This is a genomic window from Ornithinicoccus halotolerans, from assembly GCF_009602535.1.
In the GTDB taxonomy this organism is placed as follows: domain Bacteria; phylum Actinomycetota; class Actinomycetes; order Actinomycetales; family Dermatophilaceae; genus Ornithinicoccus; species Ornithinicoccus halotolerans.
On record NZ_WIQI01000024.1, the window covers coordinates 1 to 15,853 of the forward strand.

Annotated in this window: 15 protein-coding genes and 1 pseudogene; 10 read left to right on the top strand and 6 right to left on the bottom strand. The window is 73.6% G+C overall.

The annotated features are described in order from the left end of the window. From GFJ45_RS16305 to GFJ45_RS06640, 4 genes and pseudogenes are all read left to right on the top strand, one after another. Window positions 1-484 (top strand): annotated as a pseudogene (locus tag GFJ45_RS16305) (ABC transporter); the annotation flags it as partial. A gap of 42 nt (window positions 485-526) precedes the next feature. Next, entirely contained in the window at window positions 527-2,209 is a 1,683-nt protein-coding gene (ettA, locus tag GFJ45_RS06630; RefSeq protein ID WP_153395420.1) for an energy-dependent translational throttle protein EttA, read from the top strand. 84 nt (window positions 2,210-2,293) lie between these two features. Next, on the top strand, window positions 2,294-3,178 hold the full coding sequence (locus GFJ45_RS06635; RefSeq protein WP_153395422.1) for a pseudouridine synthase: 885 nt from the start codon (window positions 2,294-2,296) through the stop codon (window positions 3,176-3,178). 56 nt (window positions 3,179-3,234) lie between these two features. Continuing rightward, on the top strand, window positions 3,235-5,019 hold the full coding sequence (locus GFJ45_RS06640) for a glycoside hydrolase family 15 protein (protein WP_153395424.1): 1,785 nt from the start codon (window positions 3,235-3,237) through the stop codon (window positions 5,017-5,019). Here the strand turns inward: GFJ45_RS06640 and GFJ45_RS06645 are convergent. Both GFJ45_RS06645 and GFJ45_RS06650 read right to left on the bottom strand, forming a co-directional pair. Then, the gene (locus tag GFJ45_RS06645; protein ID WP_228386612.1) at window positions 4,902-5,594 is read right to left on the bottom strand and encodes a GNAT family N-acetyltransferase; all 693 of its coding nucleotides are present in this window, start codon (window positions 5,592-5,594) and stop codon (window positions 4,902-4,904) included. The genes GFJ45_RS06640 and GFJ45_RS06645 overlap by 118 nt on opposite strands. 51 nt (window positions 5,595-5,645) lie before the next feature. Then, window positions 5,646-6,593 (bottom strand): acyl-CoA thioesterase, encoded by a 948-nt coding sequence (locus GFJ45_RS06650; protein ID WP_228386613.1) that lies wholly within the window; start codon window positions 6,591-6,593, stop codon window positions 5,646-5,648. Window positions 6,594-6,636: 43 nt separating this feature from the next. On the opposite strand from GFJ45_RS06650, the gene GFJ45_RS06655 reads away from it, so the two are divergent. Together GFJ45_RS06655 and GFJ45_RS06660 are read left to right on the top strand one after the other, a co-directional pair. Beyond that, window positions 6,637-7,101: an acyl-CoA thioesterase gene (locus GFJ45_RS06655; protein ID WP_228386615.1), complete on the top strand. Its 465-nt coding sequence runs from the start codon at window positions 6,637-6,639 to the stop codon at window positions 7,099-7,101. Beyond that, entirely contained in the window at window positions 7,098-7,766 is a 669-nt protein-coding gene (locus GFJ45_RS06660) for a hypothetical protein (RefSeq protein ID WP_153395430.1), read from the top strand. Before GFJ45_RS06655 ends, GFJ45_RS06660 begins: the two co-directional genes overlap by 4 nt. Here GFJ45_RS06660 and GFJ45_RS06665 read toward each other — a convergent pair. Continuing rightward, complete coding sequence (locus tag GFJ45_RS06665; RefSeq protein WP_153395432.1) at window positions 7,756-8,304, bottom strand: ArsR/SmtB family transcription factor; 549 nt, start codon at window positions 8,302-8,304, stop codon at window positions 7,756-7,758. The genes GFJ45_RS06660 and GFJ45_RS06665 overlap by 11 nt on opposite strands. A 55-nt stretch (window positions 8,305-8,359) precedes the next feature. Between GFJ45_RS06665 and GFJ45_RS06670 the strand changes: the two genes are divergently transcribed. Both GFJ45_RS06670 and GFJ45_RS06675 read left to right on the top strand, forming a co-directional pair. After that, window positions 8,360-9,640 (top strand): MFS transporter, encoded by a 1,281-nt coding sequence (locus tag GFJ45_RS06670; protein WP_153395434.1) that lies wholly within the window; start codon window positions 8,360-8,362, stop codon window positions 9,638-9,640. Between the two features lie 4 nt (window positions 9,641-9,644). Beyond that, on the top strand, window positions 9,645-10,694 hold the full coding sequence (locus GFJ45_RS06675; RefSeq protein WP_153395436.1) for a DUF2332 domain-containing protein: 1,050 nt from the start codon (window positions 9,645-9,647) through the stop codon (window positions 10,692-10,694). 13 nt (window positions 10,695-10,707) lie between these two features. On the opposite strand, the gene GFJ45_RS06680 is transcribed toward GFJ45_RS06675, so the two are convergent. Further along, entirely contained in the window at window positions 10,708-12,468 is a 1,761-nt protein-coding gene (locus GFJ45_RS06680) for a glycoside hydrolase family 13 protein (RefSeq protein WP_153395438.1), read from the bottom strand. Window positions 12,469-12,539: 71 nt separating this feature from the next. Continuing rightward, window positions 12,540-12,944 (bottom strand): globin, encoded by a 405-nt coding sequence (locus tag GFJ45_RS06685; RefSeq protein WP_153395440.1) that lies wholly within the window; start codon window positions 12,942-12,944, stop codon window positions 12,540-12,542. Between the two features lie 113 nt (window positions 12,945-13,057). Here GFJ45_RS06685 and GFJ45_RS06690 point away from each other — a divergent pair, with 113 nt between their 5' ends. Then, window positions 13,058-13,639 (top strand): helix-turn-helix domain-containing protein, encoded by a 582-nt coding sequence (locus GFJ45_RS06690; RefSeq protein ID WP_153395442.1) that lies wholly within the window; start codon window positions 13,058-13,060, stop codon window positions 13,637-13,639. Further along, the gene (locus GFJ45_RS06695; protein ID WP_153395444.1) at window positions 13,632-14,918 is read left to right on the top strand and encodes an MFS transporter; all 1,287 of its coding nucleotides are present in this window, start codon (window positions 13,632-13,634) and stop codon (window positions 14,916-14,918) included. Before GFJ45_RS06690 ends, GFJ45_RS06695 begins: the two co-directional genes overlap by 8 nt. Here GFJ45_RS06695 and GFJ45_RS06700 read toward each other — a convergent pair. After that, window positions 14,890-15,774, bottom strand: coding sequence for a mechanosensitive ion channel family protein (locus tag GFJ45_RS06700; RefSeq protein WP_153395446.1), 885 nt, complete (start codon window positions 15,772-15,774; stop codon window positions 14,890-14,892). The genes GFJ45_RS06695 and GFJ45_RS06700 overlap by 29 nt on opposite strands. Between the last annotated feature and the right edge of the window lie 79 nt (window positions 15,775-15,853).

Consider the following 15,853-nt stretch of genomic DNA (forward strand, 5'->3'; position numbering starts at 1 on the left):
CGCCGGGCTGCCGCCGCGCTGGCGCGAGTCGGTCGCCGAGGCCGCCGACCCCGACGAGTCCGCGTTGGCCGACGCCCTGGACCAGGCGGTCCTGCAGACCCCGCTGCGCGGCCGCAACCCCTGGTGGTGGCCGGTCCTGGGCGGGCTGCAGCTGCTGCTGGCGGGCACCGCCGTCGCGGGGGCGGCCTGGCTGACGGTGCTGGCCGTCCTCGGCTGGCTGCAGCTGCCCGCCGACGCGCCGTCCTGGGGCCCGCTGCCGGTGCCGCTGGTGATGCTGGTCGGCGGCCTGCTCGCCGGTGCCCTCCTCGGGGTCGCCGCCCGCCTCGCCGGTCGGGTCGGCGCGCGGCGACGACGGCGGGCGGTCGAGCGGGAGCTGCGGCGCGCGGTGACCGAGGTCGCCCGCACCCACGTCCGGGCCCCGGTGCAGGCGGTGCTGGAGCGGTACCGGCAGACCCGCAGCCAGCTCACGGCCGCCGCCCGCTGAGCAGATTCGGACCGGCCGCGTCCGGCGGCTACGCTGGCGGGCATGGCGGAGTTCATCTACACCATGACCCGTGCCCGCAAGGCCCACGGGGACAAGGTGATCCTCGACGACGTGACCATGTCGTTCTACCCGGGCGCCAAGATCGGGGTGGTGGGGCCCAACGGCGCCGGGAAGTCAACGATCCTGAAGATCATGGCCGGCATGGACCAGCCCTCCAACGGCGAGGCGCGGCTCACCCCGGGCTACTCGGTCGGCATCCTGCAGCAGGAGCCGCCGCTCAACGAGGACAAGACGGTCCTGGGCAACGTCGAGGAGGGCGTCGGCGAGATCAAGGCCAAGGTGGACCGCTACAACGAGATCTCCGCCGAGATGGCCGACCCCGACGCCGACTTCGACGCGCTCATGGCCGAGATGGGCCAGCTGCAGGACGACATCGACCACGCCGACGCGTGGGACCTGGACTCCCAGCTGGAGCAGGCCATGGACGCGCTGCGCTGCCCGCCGCCGGACGCCGACGTCAGCCTCCTCTCCGGGGGCGAGCGGCGCCGGGTCGCGCTGTGCAAGCTGCTGCTCAGCAAGCCGGACCTGCTGCTGCTGGACGAGCCCACCAACCACCTCGACGCCGAGAGCGTGCAGTGGCTGGAGCAGCACCTGGCCTCCTACGCCGGGGCCGTGCTGGCCGTCACCCACGACCGCTACTTCCTGGACAACGTCGCGCAGTGGATCGCCGAGGTGGACCGGGGCCGGCTCTACCCGTACGAGGGCAACTACTCCACCTACCTGGAGAAGAAGCGCGAGCGGCTGGCCGTGCAGGGCAAGAAGGACGCCAAGCTCGCCAAGCGGCTGGAGAAGGAGCTGGAGTGGGTCCGCTCCAACGCCAAGGCCAAGCAGACCAAGAACAAGGCACGGCTGGCCCGCTACGAGCAGATGGCCGACGAGGCCGAGCGCACCCGCAAGCTGGACTTCGAGGAGATCCAGATCCCGCCGGGCCCCCGGCTGGGGACCCAGGTCATCGAGGCCAGTGACCTGCGCAAGGGCTTCGGCGAGCGGCTGCTCATCGACGACCTGAGCTTCAGCCTGCCGCGCAACGGCATCGTCGGCGTGATCGGTCCCAACGGCGTCGGCAAGACCACCCTCTTCAAGACCATCGTCGGGCTGGAGGAGCCCGACGACGGCACCGTGCGGGTCGGCGACACGGTCCAGATCTCCTACGTGGACCAGCAGCGCGCCGGTATCGACCCGGACAAGTCGCTGTGGGAGGTCGTCTCCGACGGCCTGGACTTCATCCAGGTCGGCAAGGTCGAGATCCCCTCCCGCGCCTACGTCTCCCAGTTCGGGTTCAAGGGCCCCGACCAGCAGAAGAAGGCCGGCGTGCTCTCCGGAGGGGAGCGCAACCGGCTCAACCTGGCGCTCACCCTCAAGCAGGGCGGCAACCTGCTGCTGCTGGACGAGCCCACCAACGACCTGGACGTCGAGACCCTCGGCTCGCTGGAGAACGCGCTGCTGGACTTCCCCGGCTGCGCCGTCGTCATCAGCCACGACCGCTGGTTCCTCGACCGCGTCGCCACCCACATCCTGGCCTACGAGGGCACCGAGGAGGACCCCGCGAGCTGGTACTGGTTCGAGGGCAACTACGAGGCCTACGAGGCCAACAAGGTCGAGCGGCTGGGTGCCGAGGCCGCCCGCCCGCACCGGGTGACCTACCGCAAGCTGACCCGCGACTGAGCACCGGCCCCCGCCGTGCCGCGCCGCCGCAGGCCCGAGCCGTCGCTGCCACCGCGACAGGGGCTGGGACCTGCACGCGTGCGGATGCCGCGGTTGCCGCTGCAGGCTGAGCACGCCGGCCCCACCACCGTCGTGGAGTTCCTCGACCAGGTCACCGGCGACCCCGACGGGGTGCGGCACCGGGTGACCGCGGGCGAGGTGGTCCTCGACGACGGGACACCGGTCGGGCCAGGGACCGCCTACCGGCCCGGTGCGGCGGTCTGGCTGTACCGCGACCTGCCGGAGGAGGTCCCGGTGCCCCACCCGCTGCCGGTGCTGCACGAGGACGAGCACCTGGTGGTGGTCGACAAGCCGCCGTTCCTGGCCACCACCCCGCGCGGCCGGCACGTCCGGGAGACGGTGACGGTGCGGCTACGCGAGCAGCGAGACGAGTCCCGGCTGCAGCCGCTGCACCGGCTGGACCGGCTCACCCGCGGGGTGCTGGTGTGCGGGCGGCGCCAGGAGGAGCGGCGGGAGTACCAGTCGCTGTTCGCCGACGGGGGCGTGACCAAGACCTACCTGGCGCTGGCCCCCGTGCGCGCGGACCTGCGGCTGCCGCTGGTGCGACGCAGCCGGGTGGTCAAGGAGCGCGGCCGGCTGCAGGCCCGCGAGGTGCCCGGCGAGCCGAACGCGCGGACCGGGGTCGAGCTGCTCGAGGCCCGCGACGGCGTGGGCTGCTACCGGCTCACGCCGGCCACCGGCCGCACCCACCAGCTGCGGGTGCACCTGGCGGCGCTCGGGGTGCCGGTGCTGCACGACCCGCTGTACCCGCAGGTGCAGGACGTGGCTCCGGAGGACTTCTCCCGACCGCTGTCGCTGCTGGCCCAGGAGCTGACCTTCACCGACCCGGTCACCGGGCAGCCGCGCCGGTTCCGCAGCCGGCAGCGGCTGACCTGGCCGGACGGTGCGACGGTGGCGGCCAGCCGGTGACCCGGGGGCCCGCGGCGACTGCCCGGCGCGTGCGCTCCCGTGGTGGGATGGGGCCCATGGTCGACACCCCCATCGAGGAGTACGCATTCATCGGCGACCAGCACACCGGAGCGCTGGTCTCCCGGGACGGGTCCATCGACTGGCTGTGCCTGCCCCGCTTCGACTCGCCGGCGGTGTTCGCCGCCCTGCTCGGGGACGAGGACAACGGCCACTGGCAGGTGGGCGTCCGGGACGGTGACGTCACCGGGAGGCAGTACGAGGGGGACAGCTTCACTCTCCGCACCACCTGGGCGGGCCCCCGCGGGACGGCGGTGGTCACCGACTTCATGCCGACGTCCGGCGACGGCTCGGACCTGGTGCGCATGGTCGAGTGCACCGAGGGCGAGGTCGACGTCGACCAGACGCTGGTGATGCGCTTCAGCTACGGGAAGGTGCGGCCGTGGGTGCGGCGGATGCAGCAGGACGGGGAGCCGGTGCTGGTCGCGGTGGCCGGACCGGCGAGCCTGACGCTGCACGGGCCGCTCCCGGAGGGCCGACCGCAGGGCGGGCGCGTCGGCCAGGTGCACCTCGCCGCGGGGGAGCAGGTGTGCTGGGTGCTGACGTCGCAGGAGTCCTGGCGGTCACTGCCCCCACCCCTCAAGGTGGCGGAGGCACTCGAGCTCACCCGGACGTACTGGCGCGAGTTCTCCTCGCAGCTGCAGGCGGAGGGGCCCTGGGCGACCCCGGTGCGGCGCTCGCTGCTGCTGCTCAAGGCGCTGACGCACATCGGCACCGGTGGGATCGTCGCCGCGGCGACGACGTCGCTGCCCGAGGAATTCGGGGGCGAGCGCAACTGGGACTACCGGTACTGCTGGTTGCGGGACGCGGCGCTGACGCTGGAGGCGATGCTGGCCCACGGGCTGACCTACGGCGCGCGACACTGGCGCGACTGGCTGCTCCGGGCGGTGGCCGGTGACCCCCGGGACCTGCAGATCATGTACGGGCTGGGTGGCGAGCGGGAGCTGACCGAGCGCGAGCTGGAGCACCTGCCCGGCTACGCCGGGTCCCGCCCGGTCCGGGTCGGCAACGGCGCGGTGGACCAGTACCAGGCCGATGTCGTCGGGGAGGTGATGATCGCCCTGGCTCGCCTGCGCGACTCCGGCGTGGAGGAGGACGACTTCTCCTGGGCCCTCCAGTGCGCCATGCTCGACTACCTGGAGGAGCGCCTGGACTGGCCGGACAACGGGATCTGGGAGATGCGGGGGCAGCCGCGCTTCTTCACGCACGGCCGGGTGATGATGTGGGCGGCCTTCGACCAGGCGGTCCGGGCAGTGCGCGAGCGCGGCCTGGCCGGACCGGTCGAGCGCTGGCAGCAGGTCCGCGACCAGCTCCACGAGGAGGTCTGGCAGCGGGGGTTCGACCGGGCCTCCGGGTCCTTCCTGCAGGCCTACGACGTGGACGAGGTCGACGCCGCGCTGCTGCAGCTGCCGCACACCGGCTTCCTGGCCTACGACGACCCGGCGATGCTCGGCACCGTCGCGCGCATCGAGGCAGAGCTGGTCGACGAGCACGGGATGGTGGCGCGCTACCGCACCGCGGCCGGGCTCGACGGCCTGGCCGGGCACGAGGCGCCCTTCCTCATCTGCACGTTCTGGCTGGTGGAGCAGTATGCGCTCTCCGGACGGGTGGCCGACGCGGAGTCGCTGATGGCGCGGCTGGTGGACGCCGGCAGCGAGCTGGGCCTCTACGCCGAGGAGTACGACCCGGTGCGCCGGCGCCACGTCGGCAACTTCCCGCAGGCCTTCAGCCACCTGGGGCTGGTGCGGGCCGCCGACGCCCTCGCCCGCGCCCAGCACGGGTAGGCGGCCCCGGCCCGGCCGCTCCTGCTCAGCCCGCGGTCGCGGCGTCGTCCAGGGCGTCGAACGCCGGTGGGTACACGATCCGACCACGCAACGTCGCATCGCCGGGACGGTAACGGGTCAGCAGCCGTACCTGCCCCGCCTCGGGGGGCCCAGGAGGGCAGCGGCAGGTCGATGCCGTGGGAGGCGGCGTGCGCGAACCCGAGGCGGCCGTAGTAGCCAGGAGCGCCCTCCAGGACGACCAGCGGCTCCCCGGCGTCGTCGGCGAGTGAGAGCGCTCGATGCACCAGCGCCCTGCCGATGCCGCGGCCCTGCCACGGCGGGTCCACGGCCAGGGGCGTGAGCATGAGAACCTCCCGGCGCCCGACCCGGGAGTCGAGCCAGGTGCCGTCCAGCATGACCTGGCCCACGACCCTGTCATCGACCTGGGCGACGAGGGAGAGCTCGGGCCGGTAGTGCGGAGAGGCCCGGATCCGGTCGACCAGGTCGGCCTCGCGTGCCGAGCCGAATGCCGCGACGAGAACGGCGCGGACGGCGTGGTGGTCGTCAGCGCCCTCTGGGCGGAGGTGCAGTGTCATGGGGCGAGCATGGCGCCGGTGCGGGGCCAGCGGCCACCACACGTGTGCGGGCTACCGCGGGTCGGACTTGAGGCGGACCATGCCCTCCTGGCCGACGGTGGCGACCAGCGTCCCGTCAGCGGCGTACATGAGTCCCTGGCCCAGGCCGCGGCCGCCCTGGGCCGACGGGGAGTACTGGTGGTACAGCACCCAGTCGTCGGTGCGCACCGGACGGTGGAACCACATGGCGTGGTCCAGGCTGGCCGGCCGCAGCCGGGGATCGCCCCAGCACAGCCCGTGCCGGCGCAGGATGGCCTCCAGCAGGCTGTAGTCGGAGCTGTAGGCCAGGACCGCCGCGTGCAGCAGCGGGTCGTCGGGCAGGCCGCGGGGCACCCGCAGCCACACCGACTGCTGTGCTCGGCGCTCCGGGTCCGGTGCCGCGTAGATCGGTGGTTCGACGTGGCGCAGGTCGATCGCGGTCCGGCGGGAGAAGTGCTCGGCCACCGGGTGGTCGATCCGGCGCAGCGCCTCGGTGTCCGGCTCGAGGTCCGCAGCGGGGGGCACGTCGGGCATCGGTGCGTGGTGGTCCAGCCCGCCGGCCCGCTCCTGGAACGAGGTGATCATCGACAGCAGGATGCGGCCCTCCTGGACGGCGTGGACGCGCCGTGCCGAGAACGACCGGCCGTCGCGCATCCGCTCCACGATGAACCGGATCGGCTGCGAGGCGTCACCGGCGCGCAGGAAGTACCCGTGCAGGGAGTGGATGTGCCGTGGCCCGTCCCCGTCGTCCACCTCGGCGACGGTCCGGCCCGCGGCGATGACGCTCTGCGCCAGCACCTGACCCCCGAACACCCGACCGGAGGGCTGCGGCTGGCTGCGTCCCACGAACACGTCGCCCTGGGAGTCGCTGAGATCCTCCCCCACCCCCTGCGGCGAGGTCACGCTGATCGTGGTGCTGCCCTCCCGCCGGAGGTCCAGCACGTCCAGCAGGTCGTCCACGGGGTCCACGAGGTCGCTCACCCGGGGGAGCCTAGTCGAGCCCGGTCCTGACAGGATGACGGTCATGGCAGGCGAGACCACGGTGGTGGAGGTGCCGGTCCGCTGGTCGGACCTGGACGCCTACGGCCACGTCAACAACGTCCAGTACCTGCGCTACCTGGAGGAGGCCCGCGTCTACGCCTTCCGGCAGTGGTTCGGGCAGGACCGCTCGCTGCTGGAGGAGGGGGTGCTGGTGGTCCGCTCCGAGATCGACTACCTCGCGCCGCTGACCTTTAGCTACGAGCCCGCCGTGGTCGAGATGTGGTGCTCCCGGCTGGGGGCCGCCGACTTCGACGTCGCCTACGTGGTCCGCAAGCCGGGCTCCCCGCAGGCCTACGCCCACGCCGAGTCGACCCTGGTCACCTACGACCTGGACCGCGAGCGGCCCCGCCGGCTGGGCGACCACGAGCGCGCATCGCTGCGGCGGGTGCTGGGGGAACCGGTGCGGCTGCGCAGTCACGCCCGCGAGCGCCGGGGTGGCAGCCGATGAGCGTGGAGAGCCTGCCGCTGGCCGACGTCGAGAGCCTGCAGGACCTGGGCACCTACGTGGGTCGCGCGCGCCGGCTGGACGCCGACGGAGCGGTGCGGCTGCAGGCGGCCGGCGCGGTGCTGGCCGCGTGGGTCTGCGTGCTGCCCGGGCAGGGACTGCTCGGGCAGGGGCTGGTGCTGGGGCTGCGCACCATGCCGCTGGACCCGGCCGCCGGGCCGGTCGAGCTGGACACCACCGTGCCGCTGGCCGCGGTGACCGACCGGATGGCCCGGCGCGCCGCCAGCGGTGACGTGGGAGCCGCCCTGCCGGTGCCACCCACGACGGTCTCTCCTGCGTGGACCGCGCTGACGCCACCTCGCTCGGGGTGGGAGCCGGTGGGGGAGGTGCCGGTCGCGGCGCTGCGCCGGGCCGCCGAGGCAGGGGTCGACGCGGTCGGGCGGGGCACGCCGCCCGGGGCGGGGGCGCAGGCGGTCGCCACGCTGCGGCAGCGGGTGTGGTTGGCGCCGGTGCAGGAGGACGGCAGCCCTGCGGCACAGCAGCTGCCGGCCGGTGCCGGGTTCGCCGCGGACGCGCTGGGGTTCCTGGGAACGGTGGACGGGGTGGTCCACCGCGCGGGTCCCTGGACCCGGTTGACGCTCCCGGCGGGCTACGTCCTCACGCGCTGACGTCGGGGTGGATCGCCACGAACACCGACCAGTCCTCGCCGTCGCGCTCGGCCTGCCCGGCTGGCTGACGGAGGCGGAACTCCTCCAGCAGCGCGGTCATCCGCTCCCGCAGCTCGGTCACCTCCTCCGGGCGGAGCCGAAGCCCCAGCCGTGCCATGTCGACCTGGTGCTCGGGGACGGCGGCGAGCTCCTGCAGAAACGTCTCCAGCAGGACCGGTGCGCCGTGCGGCACCTCGAGCAGCCAGGACTTGCCGGTGGCCCGGTAGGGCACTTCGCGGGCCCCCCGTGTCCCGCGGCGCGGCTCCAGCGGCTGCAGGAACCCCTGGTCCACCAGGGTGCGCACGTGGTGCAGCACCGAGCCGGGGTTGCGGCCGAGGGCCTCGGCCAGCTGTCGGTTGGTCAGGGCCCGGTGCAGGGTCAGCCGCAGGATGCGCACCCGGGTCACCGACGCCAGTGCCTTGGCCTCCGCCTCGGTGGCCGCGCGGCGGGAAGGACCGACCGGACCGGAGTCGGGCGTGGGCCACGCGGCAGGTGCCATGGCGGCAGTGTAGCAACTGATTGACTTTTCCCAATCGCTGGCTGAGGATGACCACATGCCCGCCTCGGCTCCCTCTCGTCGCCGCACCCTGTTCCGCCACCACGACTTCCGGCAGGTCTGGATGGGCGACACCGTTTCGGTGTTCGGCATGGAGCTGGTCGGGCTGGCCATCCCCGTCATGGCGGTGCAGCTGCTGGACGCGGACGAGTTCGAGATGGGGCTGCTGGTGTCGCTGCAGATGCTGGCGTTCCTGCTCATCGGGCTGCCGTCGGGGGCGTGGGTGGACCGGTGGCGCAAGAAGCGGGTCCTCGTGCTCGGCGACCTCTCCCGCGGGCTGGTGCTGCTCTCACTGCCGGCGGCCTGGGTGCTCGGGGTGCTCACCCTGGAGCAGCTGTTCGTCGTGGCCTTCGTCACCGGCGGCATCACCGTGTTCTTCGACGTCGCCAACCAGTCCTACCTGCCCGAGATCGTCGATGCCGACCAGATCGGCGAGGGCAACGCCAAGCTGCAGGCCAGCCAGCAGACCGCGGCGGTGGTCGGGCCGGCGCTGGGCGCGGCGCTGCTCCGGCTGATCGGGGCGCCGTTGACCATCGCGGTGACGTCGGTGTGCATGGCGCTGTCGTCGCTGTTCGTCAGCCGGGTGCGGCACGTGGAGGAGCGTCCGGACCCGGCCGACCGGCGGCCGCTGCGCACCGAGATCGCCGAGGGGTTGGCGTTCGTGGTGCGCCACCCGCTGCTGGTGCGGATCACCGCCTGCACCGGCCTGTCCAACTTCGTCAGCTCGGCGGTGCAGGCGCTGTTCGTCCTCTACATCCTGCGCGACCTCGGCCTGAACGAGGCGACGCTGGGCCTGGTGTTCTCCGCCGGCGGGGTCGGCGGGATCCTGGGGGCCCTCACCGCCGACCGGACGGCGCGGCTGGTGGGCGAGGGTCGGGTGATCCCGCTGAGTGCGGTGCTGATGGTGGTCGCCAGCACGGGGGTCCCGCTCGCCTCGGTGCTGCCGTCGGTGCCGACGCTGCTGGTGGGCTGGTTCCTCGTCTCCTGGGCGGTCGTGGTCTACAACATCACCCAGGTCAGCTTCCGGCAGCGGCTGTGCCCCCGCCCGCTGCTGGGCCGGATGAACGCCTCCATCCGGTTCCTGGTCTGGGGGCCGATGCCGGTCGGTGCCTTCATCGGCGGGGTGCTGGGCGAGCAGCTCGGGGTGCTGCCGACCATGTGGCTGTCGGTCGGCGGGGCCCTGGTGGCGGCGCTGCCGGTCGTGCTGTCACCGCTGGTCGGGATGCGGGAGCTGCCCCGTCGCCTGGACGCGCTGCAGGCCGACTCGCGGGAGGAGTGAGCGGGTGGAGGTAGCGGCGGCGTTCCGCTGGCAGGCCGAGGCCTGCGCGCGGCTGGGGTCACCGATGTACGGCGAGCTGCTGCACCGGGTCGCCGACGCGGTGGCGGAGGGAGACCCGGTCGTGCGCGCGGTGCTGGCCGGTCACGAGCAGGACCCCGGCCCCTCGGCGCTCGCGCTGCGGCTGGCCGGGTCGGTGCACCGGGTGGTGCTGCGGGGCCGCGCCCCCGCGCTCGCCCACCACTACCCCTCGACCGGTGGCCGGTGGGAGCTGGCCGCGGCCTGGCCGGCTTGGCGGGAGGTGCTGCGGCAGCACCAGGCCGAGATCACCGAGCTGCTGCGGCAGCCTCCGCAGACCAACGAGGTGGGCCGGGCCGCGGCGCTCATGGGCGGCCTGCTGCACGTCGTGGCAGCGACCGGACGTCCGGTACGGCTGCTGGAGATCGGCGCCTCGGCAGGCCTCAACCTACGCGCAGACCGGTTCCGCTACGACCACGCCGACCCGGCCGGCGCGGGCTGGGGCCCGCCCGACAGCCCCGTCCGGCTGCCGGGCGCCTGGGCGGGGTCGCCCCCACCCGACGTGGACGTGGACGTGGTGGAGCGCACCGGCGTCGACATCGCCCCGCTGGACCCGACGACCGAGGAGGGCCGGCTCACGCTGCAGTCCTACGTGTGGCCGGACCAGGCCGAACGGCTGGCCCGGCTGCGCGGCGCCCTGGCCGTCGCGCGGGACGTCCCCGCGCCCGTGCACCGCCGGGACGCGCTGTCGGCCGTCCGCGCGCTCGCGCTGCGGGAGGGCACGGTCACCGTGCTGTGGCACTCGGTGATGTGGCAGTACCTCTCCGCGGAGGAGCGGGCCGGTGTCGAGACCGAGATCGCCGCGCTCGGTGACCGCGCCAGTGCAGCGGCGCCGTTCGCCCACCTGCGGCTGGAGCCGCTGCAGCGCACGCCGGGGGAGGACCGTGAGTTCCTCGTGCTGCTGCGGCAGTGGCCGGAGGGTGAGCAGCGGGTCCTCGGCCGTGCCGTCCCCCACGGGGTGCCGGTGCGCTGGGAGTAGCGGCCGGCCGGGTTCAGCTCCGCAGCCAGATGGTGGTGTCGGCCGGCAGCGAGCTGTCGGTGAGGGTGCTGGTGCTGACCAGGACCTCGCCCGGTGGCAGCGGTACGGCCTGCTCGCCCAGGTTGGCCAGGACGGTGACCGCCGCTCCGCCGGACCCGGTGCACTGCATGCCCAGCACCTCCTCCGGGGTGTCGTCCAGCCAGCGCAGCTCACCGAGGCCCAGCCCGAGCTCGCGGCGTAGCGTCAGCAGCGTGCGGTAGAGCTCCAGCGTGGAGCCGGGCACACCCGCCTGCCGGTCGACCGCCAGGGCACGGTAGATCTCCGGCTGTGGCAGCCAGGTCGCCGCCTGGTCGCCGAAGCCGAGCGCGGTGGCGCCGGCTTCCCACGGCATCGGGATGCGGCAGCCGTCACGGCCGCGCTCCGCCCCGCCGGAGCGGGACCAGGTGGGGTCCTGCCGGACCGTGTCCGGCAGGGCGGTGTGCTCGGGCAGGCCCAGCTCCTCGCCCTGGTAGAGGTAGGCCGAGCCGGGCAGTGCCAGCATCAGCGCGGTGGCCGCGCGGGCCCGGCGCAGGCCCAGCACGGCGTTGGGCTGCTCGTCGCCGATGCCGATGCCGTTGGGCCGGGGCTGGCCCACGGGCAGCCCCAGCCGGCTGGCGTGGCGCACCACGTCGTGGTTGGAGAGCACCCAGGTGCTGGGCGCGCCGACCGATCCGGCAGCGGCCAGCGAGTGGTCGATGACCTCACGCAGGTCCTTGGCGTGCCAGGCCGCCTGCAGGAAGTCGAAGTTGAAGGCCTGGTGCATCTCGTCCCGCCGGACGTAGCGCGCCGCCCGCTCGACCGGTTGCACCCAGGCCTCGGCGCACAGGATGCGGTCCTGCTGCGGGTCGTCCTCGGGGTTGTACTCCTCCAGCAGCCGCCGCCAGGAGCGGTAGATCTCGTGGACGCCGTCCTGGTCCCACATCGGTGCGCGGTCCGGCTCGTCGTGGGCGGCCTCGTGCTCGGGCACGTCGACGCTGGTGTGCGGCTCGCCCGGCTTCTCGGCCGAGCCGAGCATCCCGGTCCGCTCGTGCCAGTCCGGCAGCCCCTCGGCCTTCACCAGGCCGTGCGCGACGTCCACCCGGAAGCCGTCGACGCCGCGGTCCAGCCAGAACCGCAGCACCTGCTCGAACATCGCCCGCACCTCGGGGTTGTCCCAGTCCAGGTCCGGCTGCTTGGGGTCGAAGAGGTGCAGGTACCACTGACCGGGGGCGCCGTCGGCCTCGGTGACCCGGGTCCAGGCGGGACCGCCGAAGACCGAGCTCCAGTTGTTGGGCGGCTCCGAACCGTCCTCGCCCTGGCCGTCGCGGAAGTGGTAGCGGGCCCGTTCGGCCGACCCTGGCCCGGCCGCCAGCGCCGCCTGGAACCACGCGTGCTCGTCCGAGGTGTGGTTGGGCACCAGGTCCACGATCACCCGCAGCCCCAGCTCGTGGGCGCGGGCCAGCAGCGCGTCGGCGTCGGCGAGCGTGCCGAAGACGGGGTCGACGTCGGTGTAATCAGCGACGTCGTAGCCGGCGTCGGCCATCGGGGACACGTAGAAGGGGGACAGCCACAGCGCGTCGACTCCCAGCTCCCGCAGGTGCGGCAGCCGGCTGGTGATGCCGGGCAGGTCACCGACCCCGTCGGCGTTCCCGTCGGCCCAGGAACGGGGGTAGACCTGGTAGATCACGGCGTGCCGCCACCAGGCGGCGGGAGCGGCGTGGTCGCGGGCATGGGACGCGGCGGGGTGGAAGGTCACCGCGACATTCTGACGGCGGCCCGCCCGGCGAGCGAAATCACCCGGCCGCTCGCCGCCGCGCGTGGGCCGGGTCAGCCCCCCGGCTCGTCCTCGGCGTTGATCATGAAGGTGGCGGCGTGCTGCATGTAGCCGCGCATCAGCTCCTCATCCATCGGGGCGAGGTCAAGGGTGTCGATGGCGGCGTTCATGTGGTGCAGCCAGCGGTCGCGCTGGGAGGGGGTGACCCGGAACGGCAGGTGTCGCATCCGCAGCCGCGGGTGACCGCGCTGCTCGGAGTAGGTCTTCGGCCCGCCCCAGTACTGCTCGAGGAACATCCGCAGCCGTTCCTCGGCCGGGCCCAGGTCCTCCTCGGGGTAGAGCTCACGCAGCGGCGGGTCCTGCGCCACCCCGCGGTAGAACTCCCGGACCAGCGTGACGAAGGTCTGGTGGCCCCCGACGCGCTCGTAGAAGGTCTCGGTCTGCGGCTGCTCACTCACCCCTCCAGTGTGACGCAGTCCCGCGAGTGCGCCGGACCTGGGGCAGTGATGCACAAGACATCTTGCGAAAGAAAGCTTGTGCAAGTATTCTTGTGCGTCGTAGGCTCACCGGTATGAGCGACGAGGGCACCCCGCCACCGATCACCGATCCGGCCCGGATCCGGGCGCTGGCCCATCCGGTGCGGCTGGAGCTGCTGGAGCTGCTGCGCGAGGAGGACCAGGCCACCGCCACCCGGTGCGCCGAGCGGCTGGGCGAGTCGGTGGCCAGCTGCTCCTTCCACCTGCGGATGCTGGCGAAGTACGGCTTCATCGAGCGCGGTGAGCAGCGCGGGCGGGAGAAGCCCTGGCGGCTGGTGACGGCCGGGCTGGACGTGCGCCCGGACCTCGGCCGGCCCGGGTCGCTCCCCGCGGTGACCGAGGTGGCCGCGCTGTCCCTGCTGCGCGAGACCGAGCGGGTCCACCAGTTCCTCGGCAGGGCCGACCGGGAGAGCGAGGACTGGCTGCTGGCGACGACGGTGACGACCGCCTCGTTCTGGGCGACGGCAGCGGAGATGGCCGAGCTGAGCCGGGCGGTGCAGGAGCTGAGTGCGCGGTTCGCCGATCGGGACCGTGACCCCTCGCTGCGTCCGGAGGGCGCCCGCCGGGGCCGGCTGTTCGCGACCGTCAACCCGGACCCGGAGCACCACGATGGCTGAGATCGCCCCACCGACCCCCGCCGCGGACACCGCCGCGCCGAGCAGCTGGTGGCGCCGGCGCCCGGCGGCCTGGCGGCACCGGGGCTTCCGCCAGCTCACCCGGGCCTGGGTGCTCACCAACCTCGCCGACAGCGCGCTGTTCCTCATGGTGGCGGTGTGGGTCAAGGAGCTGACCGGCTCCGACTCGGCCGCGGCGCTCGTCTTCGTGATGCTCGGGCTGCCGGCGCTGGTGGCGCCGCTGCTGGGGCAGCTGGCCGACCGCGTCCGCTCCCGCCGCCGGCTGCTCGCGGCCACCAACGGCGGCATCGCGCTGGTGTCGCTCTCGCTGGTACTGGTCACCTCCCCCGGCTGGCTGTGGCTGCTCTACGCGGTGGTGCTGGCCTATGGCTGCGTCGGCTACCTGACCGCGGCCACCCAGACCGGCCTGGTCCGGGACCTGCTGCCGGACGAGGACCTGGCCTCCGGCAACGGGGTGCTGACCACCGTGGACCAGTCGTTGCGGTTGCTCTCACCGCTGCTGGGCACCGCCCTCTACGTCGCCGCCGGGCCGCGCGCGGTCGTGCTGCTGACGGTCGCCTGCTTCGGCGCGGGCGGGCTGCTGCTGCTGCGGCTGGCCCTGGTGGAGAGCCCGCCGGAGGACGCGGCGGCGCGAGGCAGCTACTGGCAGGAGATCTCCGCCGGCGTCCGGCACCTGCGGGCGACCACCCCACTGGGCCGGATGACGGTGCTGCTTGCCGTCGCCTTCGGCGCCACCGGCATGTCCAACGCGGTCGTGTTCCCGGCGCTGGAGCAGGGGCTGGAGGTGCCTGCCGCGACGCTCGGCCCGCTGGTGAGCGTGCAGGGCGTGGGTGCCATCGTGGCTGGTCTGACCGCCGCGTGGGCGATCGGTCGCTGGGGCGAGGGCAGGGCGTTCGCGGCGGGGCTGCTGCTGCTCGGCCTGGGCCTGGTGCCGGTGGCGCTGAGCAGCCTGCCGGCGCTGGCCGTGGGGCTGGCGGCCGTGGGGTTCGGGGTGACCTGGACGGTCGTTGCCTTCACCACCGCCCGGCAGCGGCTGACCCCACCCCGGCTGCAGGGCCGCACCGGTGCGGCGAGCTCGGTGGCCATCAACCTGCCGCAGACGGCGATGACGGCCGGCGCGGCGGCCATGCTGGCCGTCGTCGACTACCGGGCGCTGGTCGCCGTGACGGTGCTCTGCGTGCTGGCCTCGGCGGCCGCGGCGGTGCTCCCCGGGCCCGACCGGGCCGCACCGGTCACGGAGAGCGCTGGTCGAACGGCATGATCCTCGGCCCGCGGATGCCCTCGGCGTCGAAGGCCTCCTTGGCGCGCTCGCGCACCTCACGCGGCACCGCCCACTGCTCACCGGGACGGCACTTGGCGAACACCCGCAGCGTCATCACGCCGCCGGAGACCGACTCCACGCCCGCGACGCTGGGCTCCTCGAGCAGCTTGGGCTGCCACTCCGGGTCCTCGAAGACCTCCTGCACGACCCGGCGCAGGATCGTCAGCACCCGGTCCGGCTCCTCGTCGTAGGAGACGGGGATGTCGATGGCCGCCATCGACCAGCCCTGGCTCTGGTTGCCCACCCGGACGATCTCGCCGTTGCGGACGAACCACACCACCCCGCTGTAGTCGCGCAGCCGGGTCACCCGCAGCGACACCTCCTCCACCACGCCGGTGGCCTCGCCGGTGTCGATGTAGTCACCGACGCCGTACTGGTCCTCGACGATCATGAAGATGCCCGACAGGAAGTCCCGCACCAGGGTCTGCGCACCGAAGCCGATGGCCAGCCCACCGACGCCGGCGCTGGCCAGCAGCGGGCCCAGCGGCAGGCCGACCTCGGCCATCACGGTCAGCGTCGCGATCACGGCGATGCCGAACGTCGAGACGCTGCGCAGCAGCGAGCCGAGGGTCAGTGCCCGCTGCCGCCGGCGCGCCGCGGCGACGCGGTCCCGCTTGCTGCGGCTGGGCTCCTCCCCCTCTCGCTCCTGGGAGCGGTCAACGGTGCGTTCCTCCAGCCCCGCGATCGCCCGGTGCACCAGCCACCGCAGCACGACCGCGCCGACGAGGATGACGGCGATGCGCAGCGGGGCTCCGACGAGCCAGAGCAGCATGCCCTCCGTGGTCTCCCAGAACATCTCTCCATTGTGCCCAGTCCGGTGGCCGTGCTCGCCGGGCGGGGACCACCCTGCGAGACTGTGCTGGTCCGCCGTGCTC